This window comes from Pseudomonas sp. Lz4W (genome assembly GCF_000346225.2).
Taxonomy (GTDB): domain Bacteria; phylum Pseudomonadota; class Gammaproteobacteria; order Pseudomonadales; family Pseudomonadaceae; genus Aquipseudomonas; species Aquipseudomonas paraversuta.
In genome coordinates this window covers 4,737,311-4,755,692 of the sequence record NZ_CP017432.1, presented here as the reverse complement: position 1 = coordinate 4,755,692, position 18,382 = coordinate 4,737,311, and the positions used below count along the sequence as shown (strand labels likewise).

Below are 18,382 nucleotides of genomic sequence, written 5' to 3'. Positions count from 1 at the left end.
TGTCAGGCCAGCTCTTGTGGGAGCTGGCTGCCTTCGACAGGCTCTACGCGGCGCACGGTAAAGCGGAATTCACTGCCTTGGCCCAGGGTGCTTTGTGCACTCAACAGGCCGCCGTGGGCCTTGATGATCCCTTGAGAGATGTACAGCCCAAGGCCAGTGCCAGAGGTATTTCCTTCCTTCGCCGTCCAGTAGCGTTCAAAGATGTGCGGCAGTTGCTCGGCCGGGATGCCTTTGCCGGAGTCGCGTACGCTGAACACAATGTCGTCTCCGCTGGTTATGGCGGCCACTTTTATGGTGCCTTGAGCAGGGGTGAACTTGATCGCGTTGCTGATCAAGTTCGACAGCACCTGGAACAGACGCTCGGGGTCGGCATGGATTTTCAGATCGGGCTCTGAGTGGAAGGTCAGCTCGAGCCCCTTGTCGGTGGCCAATGGCGTCAGCAACGACAGCGCTTCTTCAAAGATCTGGGTCACGTCCAGTGACTGGGGGGAGATCGTGTAGCGCCCGGCTTCTATCTTGGACGTATCGAGCAAATCTTCGAGCAGGATGTTCATGCGGCTGGTGGCCTGTTGCATGGTGTCGATGGCGGTTGTGATGCGCCGTGAAGCATGGGAGCCGTCACTGCTGAAGGTTTTCTGCATCATCCCGCACAGCATGGAGATGATGGTCATGGGGTTGCGCAAGTCGTGTGACACCACCGCCACCAACTCATCCCGCGCCCGTACTGCCTGCTGCTCGCGCAGAACCTGACGGCTCAGGTCGTTTTCCAGTGCCGAGCGACGCAGGTCGTTGGCTGCGAACAAATCGCCGTGGCTCCATTTTTCGCAGATACCGTCCACCTCGACTTTCCACAGCTCGAACGAGGTGCGCGGGCTCAGTCGCAAACCGGTAGCGCTGTGTTCCAGGTTCAGAGGTTTATTCGGGTCGCCACTCCACGGGATGCTTTCTTTGATCTCGCTGCGAAACCACAGCACGGCATTGTCCACAGGCTTGGGCAGGCACATGGCCAACAGGCCGCTGGCGACGTCCTTGTACTCGGTGGCCGGGGCATAAACCGTCGACAGGCTGTGGGTGGAAAATACAGGGTCGCCGGATTGCTTGAACCATCGGTACAGATCACGGATTTGTTCGGGGTGCGGGCATTGGCCATAACGGTGCAGCACTTTGTCTTCGATGATGGCTACACCGCTGGCCCGGGTCAGTTCCATCAACAACCGTGGCTCCAGTGCCAGACCGTCGAACACATTTTCCGGGCCTTGCTCCATGGCGCTGTTCAGGTGCACCAGAGCGTCTATTTTTGCTTCTCGCTGGCGGCTGATTTCCAGGGTTTGCAAGGCACTGATCTGTAAGGACAGGACCTGGCCAATAGTCTGGCACGCCATGCGCAGCTCGTGCGGCACATGCAGGGGGGTGCGATGACCGCAACTGATCAGGCCCCAGAGCCGTTCGCCATCCATCAGGGAGATACTCATCGAAGACAGTACGCCCATGTTCTGCATGTATTGGCAGTGGATCGGCGACACGCTGCGCAAGGCTGCTCCGCTGAGGTCCAGTGCTTGCCCCGTGTCTGGGCGCAGTTTGGGGACCAGCTGTACCGGCTCATAGGCCGCGTCGGGAATGATGCGCAGCCAATGGGTGCGATACAGCTCGCGCGCCTGCACCGGGATGTCCGAGGCCGGAAAGAACATGCCGTTGAACAGCTCCATCGCAGGGGCTGAGGCTTCGGCGATGACCTGGCCGTGACCCTCTTCATGAAAGTGGTAAATCAGTACCCGGTCATACCCGGTCAGCGCCTGAATCTCGCTGACGCAGATTTCGTACAGCGCGGGCAGTGTCCTGGCCGCCTGCAGGCGTTGCAGTACGCGGCTCAGGTTGCGCACTTTGGCCATCGTGCTGTTGAGCTCGGTTTCATCGGGCTTTAACTCAAGTTCCAGAATCAGGGTGCCGTTGCTGCGGTGTAACAAGCCCTCCCAGGTCAGCCCCTGCAGATTCAGCTCCAGTGGCGGCATATCGATTTGCTCGACGAAGTGGCTGGCTTGTTGCACCGCGGCGGCTGCCTGCGGGCCGGTCAGCATCGACAGCGGTTGATTCAACAGGGCTGCAGGCAGCATGCCGAACAGCGTCTCGACATTGGCACTGACCTGCTGGATGAGTAGCTCGGGACCGCAGAGGGTCACCAAAATACCGTGGGGCTGAATGGCCCCCGGAAAACGAATGGGCTCGTCAGCGCAGTTGGCCAGCAAGACTTCAAAAGCTTCAGTATCCAGTGGGTTCATAACAACACCTCCTGACGTTCTAACCATTGCTCGAAACAGCTGAAAGTAAAACAGGCCGCCTTGACGGCCTCGGCGCGTGCCCCGGCGTCCAGCGGCATTGCGCAGAGAAAATCCAGGAACGATTTCCAGTTGCGGCCGGTGGCTTCGCCATATACATAGAGAAAGGCGCCACCGTCATGGGCTTGCAGCCCCAGGCGCTCGGATATTTGTTTGCGCAAGATATTGCCGCCCAGCGTGGCACCCTCAAGCACATATAAAACCCCAAGCACACTGGCTTCGCTGTTCAACTGCGGCAGGGACGGGCACAGCGAGAGTGTCCCGGGATTGATGCCCAGGGCCTGCAGATCTTGCTCCAGGGCCTGAGTCTTGAGGCGTGCGTGCAGGTCAAAGCCCGGCGGGATCAAGGGGCTGTTTGCAAGCCTGCTCTCCATGGCCTGATAGAACCCGTAATAGGCCGCCAGCAAGCGTGTGTAACGTTGCAGGTCAAGGCTGTCCGAGAAAAACGGCAGGCGCTTCTCAAGCGCGACATGCAGGGTCTGGGTGCCGGAGCGGAGCTCGTGCAAAACCGAAGGCGTTGGCGGGGAGCTGGATTCGTATGGCATGCCGTGTGACGGGGCTCTCTGTGTACGCTTTGAAAGGAGCGCTGATCAAGATATGAAGGCGTGAAAATCAAAAAGTGCCATTCATTCAGATAGAAGGTTTTGATCTCACGCACAGCTCCGGCATTTTTACGCGCAAATTAACGATTGGCTTTTTGTTGGAAGCGTCTTAACTGCAACAACGAATGTTTTCGTCCAGCCGAGGTGCTCATGCTCGAATTACGCCCCAATTGCGAATGCTGTGATTGTGACCTTCCGCCTGATTCGTCCCTTGCGCGGATCTGTTCATTCGAATGCACGTTTTGCGCCTCCTGTTCGGAGCAAAAGCTGGGCGGGCTTTGTCCTAACTGCGGCGGCGAGTTGGTGGTGCGGCCGCGTCGGCCGGACAACAAGTTGGGCAACAACCCTGCATCCAAAACCCGAGTGAACAAGCCTGAAGGATGCAGCACCCGCAACTGACCTGAGCGGTTTATCCTGGTTGTTATTACATATGGAAATTCATATATTCGGATTCCCATATGCAAGGCGATGCGAGATGACGGACGATTTTTCCCCTCCGGCGATTTTTAAATGTCTGGCTGATGCCACCCGCATGCGCTCGGCGCTGCTCATCGTGCAAGAAGGTGAGCTGTGCGTGTGTGAGCTGATGTGCGCGCTGAATGACAGCCAGCCCAAAATCTCAAGGCATCTGGCGCAATTGCGCAGCAGCGGGCTGCTGCTGGACCGGCGTCAGGGCCAGTGGGTTTATTACCGGCTGAATCCGGCGCTGCCGCAGTGGGTCGTGGCGGTTCTCGACACCACCCTGAACGCCAACGGCCAATGGCTGCGCGACGATATGCTGCGCCTTGCAGCCATGGGCGATCGCCCTCAACGCAACCGCTGCTGCTAAGCCGGGTCGGGAGAATTTTATGTTGGCTGCAGTTGCAATTTTTGTGTTCACGATTGTGCTGGTCATCTGGCAGCCCCGAGGGCTCGGGGTGGGCTGGAGCGCTTCCCTGGGTGCGTTGCTGGCCCTGATCTTTGGTGTGGTGCAGCCGGGCGATGTGCCTGTTGTATGGGCGATCATCTGGAATGCCACGGGCACTTTCGTGGCGCTGATCATCATCAGCCTGTTGCTCGATGAAGCCGGGTTCTTTGCCTGGGCGGCCTTGCATGTGGCGCGCTGGGGCAGGGGCCGCGGTAAAGGCTTGTTCGCTTGCATGGTGTTGCTTGGGGCCCTGGTTTCGGCATTGTTTGCCAACGACGGCGCGGCGCTGATCCTCACCCCGATCGTGGTCGCCATGTTGTTGGCGCTGCGATTTTCACCGGCGGCGACCCTGGCATTTGTGATGGGGGCCGGCTTCATTGCCGACACCGCGAGCTTGCCGCTGGTGGTGTCGAACCTGGTCAATATCGTCTCGGCGGATTACTTCAAAATCGGCTTCAACCAGTACGCCGCGGTGATGGTGCCGGTCAACCTGGTGAGCGTGGCTGCCACGCTGGGCATGCTGCTGTGGTATTTCCGGCGCGACATTCCCGCCGCCTACGACCCTGCGCAGCTGGCTGATCCGGCCAGTGCCATCAATGACAAAGCCACCTTCGTGGCGGGCTGGTGGGTACTGGGGATCCTGTTGGCGGGCTGTTTCGCCCTGGAACCGCTGGGGATTCCCATCAGTGCCATCTCGGCCCTGTGCGCGGCTTTGTTGCTGGGCATCGCGGCTCGCGGGCACAAAATCTCCACCCGCAAAGTGCTCAGGGAAGCCCCCTGGCAAATCGTGATTTTTTCCCTGGGCATGTACCTGGTGGTCTACGGCCTGCGTAACGCCGGGCTCACCGATTACCTCGCGGGCTGGCTCGACGGCTTCGCCCGCTACGGTGTGTGGGGCGCGACCCTGGGGACGGGGCTGCTGGCAGCGTTGCTGTCATCGGTGATGAACAACCTGCCAACCGTACTGATCGGAGCCCTGTCCATTGACGCCAGCAACGCTAGCGGGGTGATCAGGGACGCCATGATCTACGCCAACGTGATCGGCAGCGACCTGGGGCCAAAAATCACCCCGATCGGCAGTCTGGCCACTCTTTTGTGGCTGCACGTACTGGCGCGCAAGGGGATCCGCATTAGCTGGGGTTACTACTTCAAGGTCGGGATCGTGCTGACGTTACCGGTGCTCTTGATCACTTTGGCGGCACTGGCCGTGCGATTGGGAGGCAGCCCCCTGTAGGAGCGAGCTTGCTCGCGAGCTTTTCAGTCCGCCAACAGCTCGCGAGGCAAGCTCGCTCCTACAGGTTTTTTGGCGTCCGGAGGGGGTGTTGTATGGCGCCGGGTACATCGTTCGCCAGCTCTTCCGGCTGTAACCATTACCGATATCTTCGGGGCTGATGCGCAAATGTATGCGGGGCTGGCGCTGTAGGAGCGAGCTTGCTCGCGAGCTTTTCAATCCGCCAACAGCTCGCGAGGCAAGCTCGCTCCTACAGGTTTTTTGGCGTCCGGAAGGGGTGTTGTATGGAGCCGGGTATATCGTCCGCCAGCTCTCTTGCCTGTAACCATTGCCGATATCTTCGGGGCTGATGTGCAAATGTATGCGGGGCTGGCGCTGTAGGAGCGAGCTTGCCTCGCGAGCTTTTCAATCTGCCAACAGCTCGCGAGGCAAGCTCGCTCCTACAGGTTTTTTGGCGTCCGGAGGGGGTGTTGTATGGCGCCGGGTACATCGTTCGCCAGCTCTTCCGGCTGTAACCATTACCGATATCTTCGGGGCTGATGCGCAAATGTGTGCGGGGCTGGCGCTGTAGGAGCGAGCTTGCCTCGCGAGCTTTTCAGTCCGCCAACAGCTCGCGAGCAAGCTCGCTCCTACAGGTTTTTTGGCGTCCGGAGGGGCGGGTGTATGGCGCCGGGTACATCGTTCGCCAGCTCTCTTGCCTGTAACCATTGCCGATATCTTCGGGGCTGATGTGCAAATGTGTGCGGGGCTGGCGCTGTAGGAGCGAGCTTGCCTCGCGAGCTTTTCAATCCGCCAACAGCTCGCGAGGCAAGCTCGCTCCTACAGGTTTTTTGGCGTCCGGAAGGGGTGTTGTATGGAGCCGGGTATATCGTCCGCCAGCTCTCTTGCCTGTAACCATTGCCGATATCTTCGGGGCTGATGTGCAAATGTGTGCGGGGGCTGGCGCTGTAGGAGCGAGCTTGCTCGCGAGCTTTTCAATCCGCCAACAGCTCGCGAGCAAGCTCGCTCCTACAGGTTTTTTGGCGTCCGGAGGGGCGGGTGTATGGCGCCGGGTACATCGTTCGCCAGCTCTCCGGCCTGTAACCATTGCAGGGCGATCGGCCACAGGCTGTCCTGGAATCGGCTATGGAAATACGCGAAATGGCCGATCTCTGTTACACCGATATCTTCGGGGCTGATGCGCAAATGTGTGCGGGAGCTGGCGCTGAAATGGCTGAGCAGGCGCTCGATGGCCGCTACGGTGCCGAACGGATCGTCGCTAAGGCTGATGGCGAGGGTTCTGGCGCTTACTGAGGCAAAGGGCAGGGTGGCAAGCTGGCGAGCGCTGGGGAGTTGTCCGTAGTGCGTGCTGCAGGTCACCCAGTCCCGCACCACACCTGCCGGGGTGTCTTCGAGCCAGCCCAGGCGGGTACCGGGGAAAAAGCCGCAGAGCCGGGTGAGCAGCGGCATGACCCCGTGCCACTTGGCGAACATCTGCCAGCGATGTGCCGGCGCATAGTCGCGCCAGCAGGCAAATTGCGCCCCCACTGTCACTACGTGGCGAATAACCGCTCCTGAGGCCGCCAGGCCCACTGCACAGCCGCCAAAGCTGTGACCGACCACATCGATCGGCTGGCCCGGGCATTCGCGCTGTGCGCGCTTGAGGAGGGCTTCAAAGTCCAGCGATCCCCAGTCCGACCACGAGGCCTTGAAACCGCGCAGTGATCCTGTGCGCGAAGCCCCGATGCCGCGGTAGTCAAACAGCATCACGTCCATGCCATGGCTGAACAGATACTCGGCAAAGCGCGCGTAGTAGCTGCAGCGCACCGAGGTGGCGGCGTTGATGATGACGACGGCGCGCGTGGCATCCGCCGCGGGCTGGCGCCATTCAAGACCGCCCAGCAAGTAACCGTCAGCAGCAGGCTCGGTGAATGCCCGGCTGACAGGTCGGGGCAGGGCAGCTGTCAGTGGGCGCTCCGGGTGCTGCGTTCCTGCAGCAGGCGCGAAGCTTCGACGTAGGCTTTGTGGAATGCCGGGGTTTCGATCCAGGCCACGGCACTGTCTTCATCGTCGCCATGGATGGCAATCCGGTACTCGATCAGCAGGCCCATCAGGAAGTCGGTCGCCGGTTCTTCTTCCTCTTCCGAGATCACCAGCTCCAGTACCGGGTATTGCAGGAACACTGTGCACATGGTTTGCAGGTTGATGGCTTCGGCGGCCTTCATGACCTGGAACAGATCGTCGTAATCGGCCGGGTCAAAGCCGTTGTCGAGGATGTCCTGGAAGTTGAAGGTGCTGAGGTCGATTTTTACGTCATCGAACGGATTGTCGATCAGGGTCGCAGCCGAAGCTTTGGCCGGTTTGCCGACGCGGTTCTGTTTGGCTTTGGATTTGGCCCGCTGCGCGTGCTTTTGCTGTTTCTTTGGCGTTGCCATGAACGTGTGTCCTTTGCAGGCTGAGGAGAGGATTGAACCCCATCTCTTTGCAATCGCCAAGAGAGGTGGCGCCACCGGGTATAAATCGCGCCCAACAAAAAACCCGCACTAGGCGGGTTTCTTGTTTGCTTTGAGGTGGTGCGAACACCACATCAATGCTGAATGTGGTGCCCAGAGACGGAATCGAACCGCCGACACGGGGATTTTCAATCCCCTGCTCTACCGACTGAGCTATCTGGGCAACGGGGCGCATTAGAAGCCTTTTTCGATTATCCGTCAAACACTTTTTTGAAAAATATTTAACTATTACCGTCGCTTACGGGCCAAACCCAATAAAACCGGGGATTATTCGGTCGGCGGAACATAGCCTTCAGCTTGTGCGTATTCCTCGCCGCTGAAGAACTTATCCATTTCACCCTGCAAATATTTTCGGTCTTCGGCGTTCATCATGTTCAAACGCTTCTCGTTGATGAGCAGCGTTTGGTGTTTTTGCCAGTCTGCCCATGCCTTGGCCGAGACGTGATCGAAAATGTCCTGGCCTTTGGCGCCCGGAAACGGAGCGCGCTCAAGAGCGGGCAGTTCTTCTTTGTACTTGCGGCAGATGATGGTGCGGGTCATGACGACTCTCCTGGATTCAATAGCTCGGCTGCGCGTTTGAGCAGCTTCTTGACCGGGGCAGCAAGGCCCAGGCGCGGCGGGGTGGCGAGGTTATACCAGAGCCAGTCGGCCTCGGCCACGTGATGGCCGGACTCTTCGACGTGGACCAGCCAGGGTTCGATGGCCAGCTGGAAATGGCTAAAGGTGTGGGTCAGGCCGGGCAGTTCCTGTTGCAGCCCCAGCGTAAGGGCGTGCTGCAGTGCCAGATGTTCGATGTCTTTCAGGTCATCCAGTTCGGGCAGGCTCCAGAGTCCGCCCCACAGCCCGGTTGAGGGGCGGCGGTACAGCAGAATCGCCCCCTGGGCATTGGCCAGCATTGGCATCAGGGTGCGTTTTTGCGGGATGGTCTTGCGTGGCTTGGGGATCGGGTAGCGGGTCTCCAGGCCCAGCAAGTGCGCTTCACAGCCGCTTTCGAGGGGGCACAGCAGGCAGCTGGGCTTGCTGCGAGTGCAAAGCGTGGCGCCCATGTCCATCATCGCCTGGGTATAGGCGTTGACCCGGTCCTGGGGAGTGAAGCGCTCTGCGGTGGCCCACAGCTGTTTGGCAACCTTGGGTTCGCCGGGATATCCCTCTTGCGCCGTATAGCGCGCCAGCACCCGCTTGACGTTGCCGTCGAGGATCGGTGCACGCAGGCCCATGCTCAGGCTGGCGATCGCACCGGCAGTGGACAGGCCAATGCCGGGCAGCTCCACCAGTTTTTCGACATCCCGCGGGAATTCGCCGCCATATTCAGCGACGACGATTTTCGCGGTCTTCTGCAAATTGCGCGCACGGGTGTAGTAGCCCAGCCCGGTCCACAGGTGCAGCACTTCGTCTTCCGGGGCGGCGGCCAGGGCCTGGACCGTAGGCAGAGAGGCCATGAACCGGTCGAAGTAGTTGAGCACGGTGCTGACCTGGGTCTGCTGCAACATGATTTCCGAGACCCATACCCGGTATGGGGTGATGCCCTGTTGCCAGGGCAGGTCGTGGCGGCCGTGGCGGTCATACCAGTCCAGTACCGCCACAGAAAATTGCTCGTCTCTCATCGGTTAAACAGCCCCTTGAGGGCGTTTTTGAGTTCCGGGCTGACCTTGTCGCCGAGTTTCTCTTCAAGCTTCTCGCTGATTTTATTGCCCGCCACTTTGGCGGCGACTTTGCCCAGGCCTTCCTTGTCCAGACGGCAGGCCTTGGCGCCCAGCTCCAGCGGACCGCGACAGCGCAATGGCAGTTCGATGCCGACAAAGTTCTTGCCGACCTGACACGCCGGGTCCGGCATGGCGCGGGTGTCGCCTTCAATGGTGATACCGATGCGGTAATCCATGCCCAGCACGCGCAGGTCGATGTCGCCATCACCTTTTACGCTCATGCCGGGAATGCGCACGATCATGTCCGGGTTGCTGGCCACGCCGTTACGGAATACCAGGCTGCCCTTGAGTTCCTTGAACGGAGTGTCTTTGCCCGGTGGCGTGCCGCTCAGGGTTTTGCGGTTAAGCACGGAGATGCCTTTGCACAGCTGTTGTTCAAGGTTGGCGTTGAGCAGCACGCCGTTGTTGAGCACAAAGCTTGCCGTGCCGTTGAGGCTTTGAACCAGCGCGTTCTGGTTGTCGCCGCTGCCTGTAACGTTGCTGTTGAGGGTCAACAGGCCGGTAACCGGCGGTTTTTGACCCTGGCTCTGGAGGATTTTTTCCACCGGTACGTTGTTGATCCGGGTTTGCAGGTTGGCCAGTGGCAGCATCGGACGTACATCGAGGCTGCCGTTGGCGGCGAACGTGCCTTTGTAGAGGTTGCCGCTGAGGTTCTGCAGAGTGAGCAGGCCGTCTTTGCTACTGACCTTGAGGGCTGCGTTCTGGATCGGCAGTTTCGTTACGGTCAGCTGGCCAAAGCTGAGATCGGCATCCAGGTCCAGTGTCTTGAGGCGCGTGACAGGAATGATCCTGGTCGTGCTCCAGCCGCTTTTGGTTGGAGCCTCTGGCAATGGCGTATCGCCTGATGCGGCCAATGCGCCGGCTTCGTTGCCTTGCACTTCTGTTTTACGTGCGGCGCTGGCGCTGCTGGCCTCGGCCGATTTGGGCGGCAGGTAGCGATCAGCGTCGAACGTGTCGCCTTTGAGCTGAATGCGCAGGGCTTGTTTGGCGAAGTCTTCAATGGCGATACGGCCGGTGAAGCTGCTGTCATCGACTTTCAGGTTGAGTTCGTCGAAGGCCAGGCTGGTGGGGCTGCCGGAGAGGCGGCTGACCAGTTCGACTTTGCTCAGGCTACCCGGTGCCATTGGCGGCAGAGTGTGGCCGATGCTGTCGAGGAAGGTGGCCAGGTTGAGCTGGGCAATCGACACGCCGCCGCTGATCTGTGGCGTGCTGTCCAGATTATTGGCCTTGAGTTCACCCAGGGCGCGCAGTTGGTTGGCTGATATCTTCAGGCCGCTCCATTCGGCGACGTTGGCTGCCAGATCCACCAGTATCTGCCCTTGGGCAGCGAAGGTCATGGTCTTGCCTTGCAGCGGCTCGCCTGAGGCTTCGCCCACCACTTTCAGGTCTTCGATCTGATAGCGCTTGAGCACACGGTCAAACCGCAGCTTGCCGTCGACTTCGGTTTTGACCCGCATCACCGGCTTGTTGGTGCCCAGAAACGCAGTGAGTTTGACCGGGGTGCTGGTGGCTTCGTGAACCGGGCCGGTACTCAACTGGATGCTTTCGGCGCTGAATTGCTGGCCGTTTTGCTCATCGTTGTACTCAACCCGGGCGTTGTTCACGGTCAGGCTGTCGATATCCAGTTTCAGCGGCTGGCTGACGCTGTCCGGCTTGCTCACGGTTTCAGTGCTGGCGACCGGGGTCTCGGTACTCACGCCCGCAGGTGCCGGCTTGCCGATGTCCTGCCAGTTGCCGTGGCCGTCCTTGTCCCGGGTCAGGCGCAGGTTCAGGCCTTCGACCCGCACATCGCTCATCTGCACTTCTTTGCGCAGCAGTGGCAGTACGCGCACTGACAGACCCAGCATTTGCAGGTCGGCAAAGGGTTTGTCAGGTGCCGCCAGGGTGGCGACGCTGGCGTCGTGCAGTTCCAGACCGAGCCAGGGGAAGAGGCTCCAGCCGATGTCGCCATTGAGCGTGAGCTCAATGTGGGCTTTGTCGCGGGCTATCTGGCGGATCTCGTCTTTATAGTCGTTGGGATCGAACAGATGGCTCAGAGCAAAGCCCAGAGCCACGATGATCAGCAACAATCCGAGAAGCACCAGACCCAGGATTTTGCCGAACGCTTTCATGGGCGAGTCCTTGTAAGTCTGAGTGAAGGGAAATTTTAAAGTTGGTCGCAGAGTATAGCGTCACGGGCAGGCCGACTGGGGGTGGATAGTGCCGGATCGGTCCGCTGAGCAAACACGGCATCAGCGTGGGCATTTTCCTGTGTTCAAGTGGTAATCTTCGGCTGTTTTTCGGGCCTTCTGCGGCGCATTGTCGCGCCTTGAAATGAATCCTACAAAAAATGACTCGTGCTGCAGGGCACCAAAGTCGGGGGTTCCGCGCGTCCGGGGAGCACTTCATCCATGGGGGAAACAATAATGAGTACCAGCACCGCTGAAGGCAGTCTTGCCTCAAAGCCTGCGTTCCTGTCAAAGGAGCGCATCATCGCCAGGCCCGGTTTCAACCGCTGGCTGGTTCCGCCGGCCGCCTTGGCCATTCACTTGTGTATCGGCATGGCCTACGGGTTTTCCGTGTTCTGGCTGCCGCTGTCCAAAGCCCTGGGCGTGACTGCGCCAGTGGCTTGTGCGCCGGACATGAGTTTTATCGCCCAGGTGTTCTCTTCGCAATGTGACTGGCCGATCTCCATGCTCGGCTGGATCTACACCCTGTTTTTCATCTTCCTCGGCTGCTCGGCAGCTGTATGGGGCGGCTGGCTTGAACATGCCGGGCCGCGCAAGGCCGGTGTGGTTTCGGCATTGTGCTGGTGTGGTGGCCTGCTGGTTTCCGCACTGGGCATTTATACCCACCAGATCTGGCTGATGTGGCTGGGCTCGGGGGTAATTGGCGGTATCGGTCTGGGTCTGGGCTATATCTCGCCGGTGTCGACGCTGATCAAGTGGTTCCCGGACAAGCGCGGCATGGCGACCGGTATGGCGATCATGGGTTTTGGCGGTGGCGCCATGGTGGGCGCGCCGTTGGCCGCTGCGCTGATGGGCCATTTTGCCGGCCCGGACGGCGTGGGCGTGTGGCAGAGCTTTGTAGTCATGGCCGCGATTTATTTCGTGTTCATGATTGGTGGTGCCTTGTCGTACCGCGTGCCGCCTACCGGCTGGAAGCCTGAGGGCTGGACTGCGCCGGCGAAAAAAGCCGCCAATGCGATGATTACCCAGCGCCATGTACATGTGAGTGTTGCCTGGAAAACCCCGCAGTTTGCACTGGTGTGGCTGGTGCTGTGCCTGAACGTGTCTGCCGGTATCGGCATTCTGGGTATGGCTTCACCGTTGTTGCAGGAAGTGTTCGCGGGCAAATTGCTGGGTAATGACCTGACATTCAGCCAGCTGGATGCGGCGCAGCTGGCGCAAATCGCGGCGATTGCGGCCGGCTTTACCGGTCTGTTGAGCCTGTTCAACATTGGCGGGCGGTTCTTCTGGGCTTCGTTCTCCGATTACCTGGGGCGTAAAAACACCTACTTTGTGTTCTTTGCCCTGGGTTTTGCCTTGTATGCGCTGATTCCGAACCTGGGCCATCTGGGCAACGTGTCACTGTTTGTGGCCGCGTTCTGCATCATCCTGTCGATGTACGGCGGCGGCTTTGCCACAGTGCCGGCTTACCTGGCGGATCTGTTCGGTACGCAGATGGTGGGGGCGATTCACGGTCGGCTGTTGACTGCGTGGGCTGCGGCAGGTGTGCTGGGGCCGGTGCTGGTCAACTATTTGCGTGAGTACCAGCTCAGCATCGGCGTCGAGCGTGCGGCGGCCTACGACATCACCCTGTATATCCTCGCCGGCCTGCTGGTGCTGGGCTTTATCTGCAACTTGCTGGTACGCCCGGTGGCTGACAAGTACTTCATGACTGACGCGCAACTGGCGGCCGAACAGGCGCTGGGGCACGACAAGGGCGCCGATGCCAGCACCTCGCTGGAATGGAAAGCGGCCTCCGGCAGTCTGCCGCTGGTCATCGCCGCCTGGCTGGCAGTGGGCATTCCGCTGCTGTGGGGCGTGTGGGTGACAGTGCAGAAGACTGCGGTGTTGTTCCATTAATACCGCTGCCTGACCCGCAGGAACGAGCGTGCTCGCGAGCTTTTAAAGGGCTCGCGAGCACGCTCGCTCCTACCGAATGACTCAGTCCGTCAGTCATATTCCCTTCCATGTTTCTGTTTGCCTGACCCGTGCCTATAATGGCCACCTTTTTCGCCCAATGATTTTGCGGAGCTGGTGATGGCCGAACGTAAGGCGTCAGTCGAGCGCGATACTCTGGAAACCCAGATCAAAGCCTCGATCAACTTGGATGGTACCGGTAAGGCCCGATTCGATATCGGCGTTCCTTTTCTTGAGCACATGCTCGACCAGATCGCCCGACACGGGCTGATCGACCTGGACATCGAGTGCAAAGGCGACCTGCATATCGACGATCACCATACCGTCGAGGATGTTGGCATTACCCTGGGCAAGGCCTTCAGCCAGGCCGTCGGCGATAAAAAAGGCATGACCCGTTACGGTCACGCCTACGTGCCGCTGGACGAAGCGCTGTCGCGCGTGGTCATCGACTTTTCGGGCCGTCCGGGCCTGCAAATGCACGTGCCATACACCCGCGCCACCGTGGGCGGCTTCGATGTCGATCTGTTTCAGGAGTTCTTCCAGGGCTTCGTGAACCACGCCAACGTCAGCCTGCACATCGACAACCTGCGCGGCACCAACACCCACCACCAGATCGAAACCGTGTTCAAGGCATTCGGCCGCGCGCTGCGCATGGCTGTCGCGCTGGACGAACGTATGGCCGGGCAAATGCCATCGACCAAGGGCGTGCTCTGATGCAGACAGTGGCGGTGATCGATTACGGCATGGGTAACTTGCACTCGGTGGCCAAGGCGCTGGAGCACGTTGGCGCCGGGAAGGTACTGATTACCAGCGATGCCAATGTGATTCGCGAAGCTGACCGCGTGGTGTTCCCCGGTGTGGGCGCCATTCGGGATTGCATGGCCGAAATCCGTCGCCTGGGTTTCGACTCGCTGGTGCGTGAAGTCAGCCAGGACCGTCCTTTTCTCGGGATTTGCGTCGGCATGCAAGCCATGCTCGACAGCAGCGAAGAGAACGGTGGGGTTGATTGCATCGGCCTGTTTCCCGGTCAGGTGAAGTTTTTCGGCAAGGATCTGCACGAAGACGGCGAGCACCTCAAGGTGCCGCACATGGGCTGGAACGAAGTGCAGCAGAAGGTCGATCACCCTCTGTGGCATGGTATCCCTGACATGTCGCGCTTCTATTTCGTCCACAGCTACTACATTGCGGCGGGCAATCCTCGCCAGGTGGTCGGTGGCGGGCACTACGGCGTCGATTTTGCGGCCGCGCTGGCTGACGGCTCGCGTTTCGCGGTGCAATTCCATCCAGAGAAGAGCCATACCCACGGCTTGCAACTGCTGGAAAATTTCGCGGCCTGGGACGGACGCTGGTAATGGCGCCTCGCAAGAAGCCGCCGATTCTCACGCTCACCCCCGAGCAAGAGAACGAAGCCAACAGCAAGATCAAACGCTTTATGCAGGACCGCTTCGAACTGGACCTGGGTTCATTTGAAGCGGCTGAAATCCTTGAACTGTTCACCCGCGAAATCGCGCCGCATTACTACAATCGCGCGATTTTCGATGTGCAGACGCACCTCAAAGAGAGGTTCGAGAGCATCGAAAGCGACCTGTGGGCACTCGAAAAGAATTGAGTCAGTTGCAAGTTCCAGGCTTCAAGCTGCAAGTTAGGGGCAAGATCGCACTCCGCTCTTTCTTGCAGCTTCAAGCTCAACGCTTGCAGCTCTTTTGACGAAGGAAAAAGCATGCTGATTATCCCCGCTATCGATCTTAAAGACGGTGCCTGTGTACGTCTGCGCCAGGGCCGTATGGAAGACTCCACCGTGTTCTCCGATGACCCGGTGAGCATGGCCGCCAAATGGGTAGAGGGCGGTTGCCGCCGCCTGCACCTGGTTGACCTGAACGGCGCCTTCGAAGGCATGCCGGTCAATGGCGAGGTGGTGACTGCCATCGCCAGGCGCTACCCGCAGTTGCCGATCCAGATCGGTGGCGGCATCCGCTCGCTGGAAACCATCGAGCATTACGTCAAGGCTGGCGTCAGCTACGTGATTCTGGGCACCAAAGCGGTGAAGAACCCTGAGTTTGTGGCTGAAGCCTGCCGCGCCTTCCCCGGCAAAATCATTGTCGGCATGGACGCCAAGGACGGCTTCGTCGCCACTGATGGCTGGGCTGAAGTGAGCACCATTCAGGTCATCGACCTGGCCAAGCGTTTTGAAGCCGACGGCGTATCGGCCATCGTTTATACCGACATTGCCAAAGACGGCATGATGCAGGGCTGCAACGTGAGCTACACCGCGGCCCTGGCAGCAGCCACCAGCATTCCTGTGATCGCTTCGGGCGGTATCCATAACCTGGGTGATATCAAAGCCCTGATGGACGCCAAAGCGCCCGGTATCGTCGGTGCCATCACCGGCCGTGCGATTTACGAAGGCACCCTGGACGTGGCTGAGGCGCAAGCCTTCTGCGACGCCTACAAGGCCTGAGGAGAACGGCATGGCGCTGGCCAAACGCATCATCCCTTGCCTGGACGTGGATAACGGCCGGGTCGTCAAGGGCGTCAAGTTCGAGAACATTCGCGATGCCGGTGACCCGGTGGAAATTGCCCGTCGCTATGACGAGCAGGGTGCCGACGAGATTACCTTTCTCGACATCACTGCCAGCGTCGACGGCCGTGACACCACGTTGCATACCGTCGAGCGCATGGCCAGCCAGGTGTTTATCCCGCTGACCGTGGGCGGTGGCGTGCGTTGCATTCAAGACATTCGCAACTTGCTCAATGCCGGTGCCGACAAGGTCTCGATCAATACTGCAGCGGTGTTCAACCCCGAGTTCGTGGGGGAGGCGGCGCAGCATTTTGGTTCCCAGTGCATCGTGGTGGCGATTGATGCGAAGAAGGTTTCCTTGCCGGGCGAAACCCCGCGCTGGGAAATCTTCACCCATGGCGGGCGCAAGCCGACCGGGCTCGATGCAGTCGAGTGGGCGATGAAGATGGAAGGCCTGGGGGCCGGTGAGATCCTGCTGACCAGCATGGATCAGGACGGCATGAAAAGCGGCTTCGACCTGGGCGTGACCCGTGCCATCAGCGATGCGCTGGGTATTCCAGTGATCGCTTCGGGCGGTGTCGGCAACCTGCAGCACCTGGCGGACGGCATCCTCGAGGGCCATGCCAGCGCGGTACTGGCGGCGAGTATTTTCCACTTCGGCGAATACACCGTGCCAGAGGCCAAGGCCTACATGGCAGAGCGCGGGATTGTGGTGCGCTAGGCACTGGACAGCATGGCGGGCCCACGGCACTCTTGGGCACGCCATGGATTTAGGTCGTCTGTCATGTTCAAACCTTTGTTGCTCGCTCTCGTCACTTCTGCCCTGTGCCTGACGAGTGCTGTTTTTGCAGCTGATACTTCGCGTTACTCGCTGGTGCTGCTGACTGAAAACTTCCCGCCGTACAACATGGCCAAGAACGGCAAGAACTTTGCCCAGAACCAGAACCTGGAAGGCATTGCCGTCGAAGTTCTGCGCGAAACCTTCAAACGGGCCGATATCGGTTACAGCATGACCCTGCGTTTCCCCTGGGAGCGCATCTATCACCTTGCCCTGGATAATCCCGATTATGGCGTGTTCGTCACGGCCCGGATCCCCGAGCGCGAAGCCTTGTTCAAATGGGTCGGGCCCATCGGCCCGGATGACTGGGTGTTGCTGGCCCGGGCCAATAGCCCTATTACCCTGACCTCCCTTGAGCAGGCCCGGCAGTACAAGGTAGGCGCCTATAAGGGTGATGCCATTGCCCTGGCCCTGGAAGAAAAAGGGATGGCGCCGGTGATTGTGCTGCGCGATCAGGACAACGCCAGAAAGCTGCAGGCCGGTCAGATTGACCTGTGGGCCACAGGTGATCCGGCAGGCCGATTTTTGGCGCGTCAGGTAGGTATTTCGGGGTTCAAGACCGTACTGCGTTTCAATCAGGCGCAGCTTTATCTGGCGTTGAATAAAGAGGTGCCGGATGAGGTGGTGGCCAGGTTGCAGAAGGCCCTGGATCAGTTGCGGGCCGAAGGTGTGGTTGACAAGATCAGCGACAAATACCTCTGACCCTGACCCTGACCCTGACCCTGACCCTGACCCTGATCTGATCTGTAGGAGCGAGCTTGCTCGCGAGCTTTGCATTTAAGAGCTCGCGAGCAAGCTCGCTCCTACAGGTAGGTAGGGAGGGTGGAAGGCAGGCAGGCAGGGCAGGGGGCTTAGCGGTAAACCCCGTCCTTGCCGTGTCCGGCCATGGCCTTGTTGCTGCGCACGCCGATCATTTGCCTGATATCGATCCACTCAATGCCCTGGGCCTTGAGCTTGGGCAGTTCGCGTTCAAGTACGGCAAGGGTCTGGGGGTAGGGATGACCGATCATCACCGCCGATCCTTGTTTATGCGCCAGCTTGATCGCAGTTTGCAGTTGAACGGCAATCGCCTCTTCGGTCCGCACATCGTCCAGAAATACATCCCGCGACACGCTGGCCAGGCCAATCTTCTGCGCCTGGGCCGCGGCGACCGTCTGGGCGCTGGTGCGGCTGTCGACGAAGAACTTGTGCCGTTGCTGCAGGTTTTCCATCAGCCAGGCCATGGCCTGTGGCTGTGAGGTCATGCGGCTGCCCATGTGGTTGTTGATTCCACTGGTGTAGGGCACGGCCTTGAAGGCAGCCTCGAGGCGCTTTGCCAGTTCGTCGATCGGCAAGTCGGGGTGCCAGGCAAACGGGCCTGTCGCCGGGTCCATGGGCATGTGCAAGATGACGATCTTGCCGGCCTTGTGGGCTTCACGGGCAAATTCGGCGGCATGGGGGGTGTCGGGCATCACGGCGGTGGTGACCGGGCCGGGCAACGCCAGCACGCGGCGGTCCCGTGGCAGGTTTTGCCCAAGGTCATCAATGATCAGGCTCAGGTAAGCCTTGTGCGGTGTTGCGGCCGGGCTGGCCGGCGCCGCGTGGGCGGCACCGGTCAGGCAGCAGAGCAGGGCAAGCAGCGACGAAAAACGCAT

Annotated in this window: 18 protein-coding genes and 1 tRNA gene; 10 read left to right on the top strand and 9 right to left on the bottom strand. The window is 59.8% G+C overall.

Translation table 11 applies throughout. The features are described 5' to 3' along the window. Nucleotides 1-2 precede the first annotated feature (2 nt). Both B195_RS21625 and B195_RS21620 read right to left on the bottom strand, forming a co-directional pair. Complete coding sequence (locus B195_RS21625; RefSeq protein WP_003438530.1) at nucleotides 3-2,276, bottom strand: ATP-binding protein; 2,274 nt, start codon at nucleotides 2,274-2,276, stop codon at nucleotides 3-5. Continuing rightward, nucleotides 2,273-2,878 carry a biliverdin-producing heme oxygenase gene (locus B195_RS21620; RefSeq protein ID WP_003438533.1) on the bottom strand — a complete coding sequence of 202 codons (606 nt, stop codon included), beginning with the start codon at nucleotides 2,876-2,878 and terminating at the stop codon, nucleotides 2,273-2,275. Before B195_RS21620 ends, B195_RS21625 begins: the two co-directional genes overlap by 4 nt. 207 nt (nucleotides 2,879-3,085) lie before the next feature. Between B195_RS21620 and B195_RS21615 the strand changes: the two genes are divergently transcribed. From B195_RS21615 to B195_RS21605, 3 genes are all read left to right on the top strand, one after another. Continuing rightward, a complete protein-coding gene (locus B195_RS21615) occupies nucleotides 3,086-3,334 on the top strand; it encodes a DUF1272 domain-containing protein (RefSeq protein WP_003438536.1) in 249 nt (82 codons plus the stop codon). A 76-nt stretch (nucleotides 3,335-3,410) separates the two neighbouring features. Then, entirely contained in the window at nucleotides 3,411-3,764 is a 354-nt protein-coding gene (locus tag B195_RS21610) for a metalloregulator ArsR/SmtB family transcription factor (RefSeq protein ID WP_003438539.1), read from the top strand. A gap of 19 nt (nucleotides 3,765-3,783) precedes the next feature. After that, on the top strand, nucleotides 3,784-5,076 hold the full coding sequence (locus tag B195_RS21605; RefSeq protein WP_003438542.1) for an arsenic transporter: 1,293 nt from the start codon (nucleotides 3,784-3,786) through the stop codon (nucleotides 5,074-5,076). 1,005 nt (nucleotides 5,077-6,081) lie between these two features. On the opposite strand, the gene B195_RS21600 is transcribed toward B195_RS21605, so the two are convergent. The 6 genes from B195_RS21600 to B195_RS21575 form a co-directional block, all read right to left on the bottom strand. Next, a complete protein-coding gene (locus tag B195_RS21600; RefSeq protein WP_003438555.1) occupies nucleotides 6,082-6,957 on the bottom strand; it encodes an alpha/beta fold hydrolase in 876 nt (291 codons plus the stop codon). A 59-nt stretch (nucleotides 6,958-7,016) separates the two neighbouring features. Continuing rightward, the gene (locus B195_RS21595) at nucleotides 7,017-7,487 is read right to left on the bottom strand and encodes a hypothetical protein (protein ID WP_003438556.1); all 471 of its coding nucleotides are present in this window, start codon (nucleotides 7,485-7,487) and stop codon (nucleotides 7,017-7,019) included. A 165-nt stretch (nucleotides 7,488-7,652) separates the two neighbouring features. Further along, nucleotides 7,653-7,728: transfer RNA gene (locus tag B195_RS21590), tRNA-Phe, on the bottom strand. Between the two features lie 104 nt (nucleotides 7,729-7,832). Next, nucleotides 7,833-8,105, bottom strand: a complete 273-nt coding sequence (locus B195_RS21585) for an oxidative damage protection protein (protein WP_003438557.1) — start codon at nucleotides 8,103-8,105, stop codon at nucleotides 7,833-7,835. After that, a complete protein-coding gene (gene mutY / locus B195_RS21580; protein WP_003438558.1) occupies nucleotides 8,102-9,169 on the bottom strand; it encodes an A/G-specific adenine glycosylase in 1,068 nt (355 codons plus the stop codon). The genes B195_RS21585 and mutY overlap by 4 nt, the downstream gene beginning before the upstream one ends. Further along, the gene (locus tag B195_RS21575) at nucleotides 9,166-11,379 is read right to left on the bottom strand and encodes an AsmA family protein (protein WP_003438559.1); all 2,214 of its coding nucleotides are present in this window, start codon (nucleotides 11,377-11,379) and stop codon (nucleotides 9,166-9,168) included. Before B195_RS21575 ends, mutY begins: the two co-directional genes overlap by 4 nt. 294 nt (nucleotides 11,380-11,673) lie before the next feature. Between B195_RS21575 and B195_RS21570 the strand changes: the two genes are divergently transcribed. From B195_RS21570 to B195_RS21540, 7 genes are all read left to right on the top strand, one after another. After that, nucleotides 11,674-13,335, top strand: coding sequence for an OFA family MFS transporter (locus tag B195_RS21570; protein WP_003438560.1), 1,662 nt, complete (start codon nucleotides 11,674-11,676; stop codon nucleotides 13,333-13,335). Between the two features lie 177 nt (nucleotides 13,336-13,512). Then, nucleotides 13,513-14,106 (top strand): imidazoleglycerol-phosphate dehydratase HisB, encoded by a 594-nt coding sequence (hisB, locus tag B195_RS21565; RefSeq protein ID WP_003438561.1) that lies wholly within the window; start codon nucleotides 13,513-13,515, stop codon nucleotides 14,104-14,106. Further along, nucleotides 14,106-14,744 carry an imidazole glycerol phosphate synthase subunit HisH gene (hisH, locus tag B195_RS21560; protein WP_003438562.1) on the top strand — a complete coding sequence of 213 codons (639 nt, stop codon included), beginning with the start codon at nucleotides 14,106-14,108 and terminating at the stop codon, nucleotides 14,742-14,744. Before hisB ends, hisH begins: the two co-directional genes overlap by 1 nt. After that, nucleotides 14,744-15,001 (top strand): DUF2164 domain-containing protein, encoded by a 258-nt coding sequence (locus B195_RS21555; RefSeq protein ID WP_003438564.1) that lies wholly within the window; start codon nucleotides 14,744-14,746, stop codon nucleotides 14,999-15,001. The genes hisH and B195_RS21555 overlap by 1 nt, the downstream gene beginning before the upstream one ends. Nucleotides 15,002-15,112: 111 nt before the next feature. Continuing rightward, on the top strand, nucleotides 15,113-15,850 hold the full coding sequence (gene hisA, locus B195_RS21550) for a 1-(5-phosphoribosyl)-5-[(5-phosphoribosylamino)methylideneamino]imidazole-4-carboxamide isomerase (RefSeq protein WP_003438566.1): 738 nt from the start codon (nucleotides 15,113-15,115) through the stop codon (nucleotides 15,848-15,850). Nucleotides 15,851-15,860: 10 nt separating this feature from the next. Further along, nucleotides 15,861-16,631 (top strand): imidazole glycerol phosphate synthase subunit HisF, encoded by a 771-nt coding sequence (hisF, locus tag B195_RS21545; protein WP_003438568.1) that lies wholly within the window; start codon nucleotides 15,861-15,863, stop codon nucleotides 16,629-16,631. Nucleotides 16,632-16,694: 63 nt separating this feature from the next. Further along, entirely contained in the window at nucleotides 16,695-17,450 is a 756-nt protein-coding gene (locus tag B195_RS21540) for an ABC transporter substrate-binding protein (protein WP_003438570.1), read from the top strand. A 149-nt stretch (nucleotides 17,451-17,599) separates the two neighbouring features. Here B195_RS21540 and B195_RS21535 read toward each other — a convergent pair whose 3' ends face one another. Continuing rightward, nucleotides 17,600-18,382 carry a divergent polysaccharide deacetylase family protein gene (locus tag B195_RS21535; RefSeq protein ID WP_003438572.1) on the bottom strand — a complete coding sequence of 261 codons (783 nt, stop codon included), beginning with the start codon at nucleotides 18,380-18,382 and terminating at the stop codon, nucleotides 17,600-17,602.

What these genes read in the sequence shown, in the direction of transcription:
- B195_RS21625 (WP_003438530.1), bottom strand. Translation starts at nt 2,276, where the DNA reads ATGAACCCACTGGATACTGAAGCTTTTGAAGTCTTGCTGGCCAACTGC.
- B195_RS21620 (WP_003438533.1), bottom strand. Translation starts at nt 2,878, where the DNA reads ATGCCATACGAATCCAGCTCCCCGCCAACGCCTTCGGTTTTGCACGAG.
- B195_RS21615 (WP_003438536.1), top strand. Translation starts at nt 3,086, where the DNA reads ATGCTCGAATTACGCCCCAATTGCGAATGCTGTGATTGTGACCTTCCG.
- B195_RS21610 (WP_003438539.1), top strand. Translation starts at nt 3,411, where the DNA reads ATGACGGACGATTTTTCCCCTCCGGCGATTTTTAAATGTCTGGCTGAT.
- B195_RS21605 (WP_003438542.1), top strand. Translation starts at nt 3,784, where the DNA reads ATGTTGGCTGCAGTTGCAATTTTTGTGTTCACGATTGTGCTGGTCATC.
- B195_RS21595 (WP_003438556.1), bottom strand. Translation starts at nt 7,487, where the DNA reads ATGGCAACGCCAAAGAAACAGCAAAAGCACGCGCAGCGGGCCAAATCC.
- B195_RS21585 (WP_003438557.1), bottom strand. Translation starts at nt 8,105, where the DNA reads ATGACCCGCACCATCATCTGCCGCAAGTACAAAGAAGAACTGCCCGCT.
- mutY (WP_003438558.1), bottom strand. Translation starts at nt 9,169, where the DNA reads ATGAGAGACGAGCAATTTTCTGTGGCGGTACTGGACTGGTATGACCGC.
- B195_RS21575 (WP_003438559.1), bottom strand. Translation starts at nt 11,379, where the DNA reads ATGAAAGCGTTCGGCAAAATCCTGGGTCTGGTGCTTCTCGGATTGTTG.
- B195_RS21570 (WP_003438560.1), top strand. Translation starts at nt 11,674, where the DNA reads ATGAGTACCAGCACCGCTGAAGGCAGTCTTGCCTCAAAGCCTGCGTTC.
- hisB (WP_003438561.1), top strand. Translation starts at nt 13,513, where the DNA reads ATGGCCGAACGTAAGGCGTCAGTCGAGCGCGATACTCTGGAAACCCAG.
- hisH (WP_003438562.1), top strand. Translation starts at nt 14,106, where the DNA reads ATGCAGACAGTGGCGGTGATCGATTACGGCATGGGTAACTTGCACTCG.
- B195_RS21555 (WP_003438564.1), top strand. Translation starts at nt 14,744, where the DNA reads ATGGCGCCTCGCAAGAAGCCGCCGATTCTCACGCTCACCCCCGAGCAA.
- hisA (WP_003438566.1), top strand. Translation starts at nt 15,113, where the DNA reads ATGCTGATTATCCCCGCTATCGATCTTAAAGACGGTGCCTGTGTACGT.
- hisF (WP_003438568.1), top strand. Translation starts at nt 15,861, where the DNA reads ATGGCGCTGGCCAAACGCATCATCCCTTGCCTGGACGTGGATAACGGC.
- B195_RS21540 (WP_003438570.1), top strand. Translation starts at nt 16,695, where the DNA reads ATGTTCAAACCTTTGTTGCTCGCTCTCGTCACTTCTGCCCTGTGCCTG.
- B195_RS21535 (WP_003438572.1), bottom strand. Translation starts at nt 18,382, where the DNA reads ATGCGTTTTTCGTCGCTGCTTGCCCTGCTCTGCTGCCTGACCGGTGCC.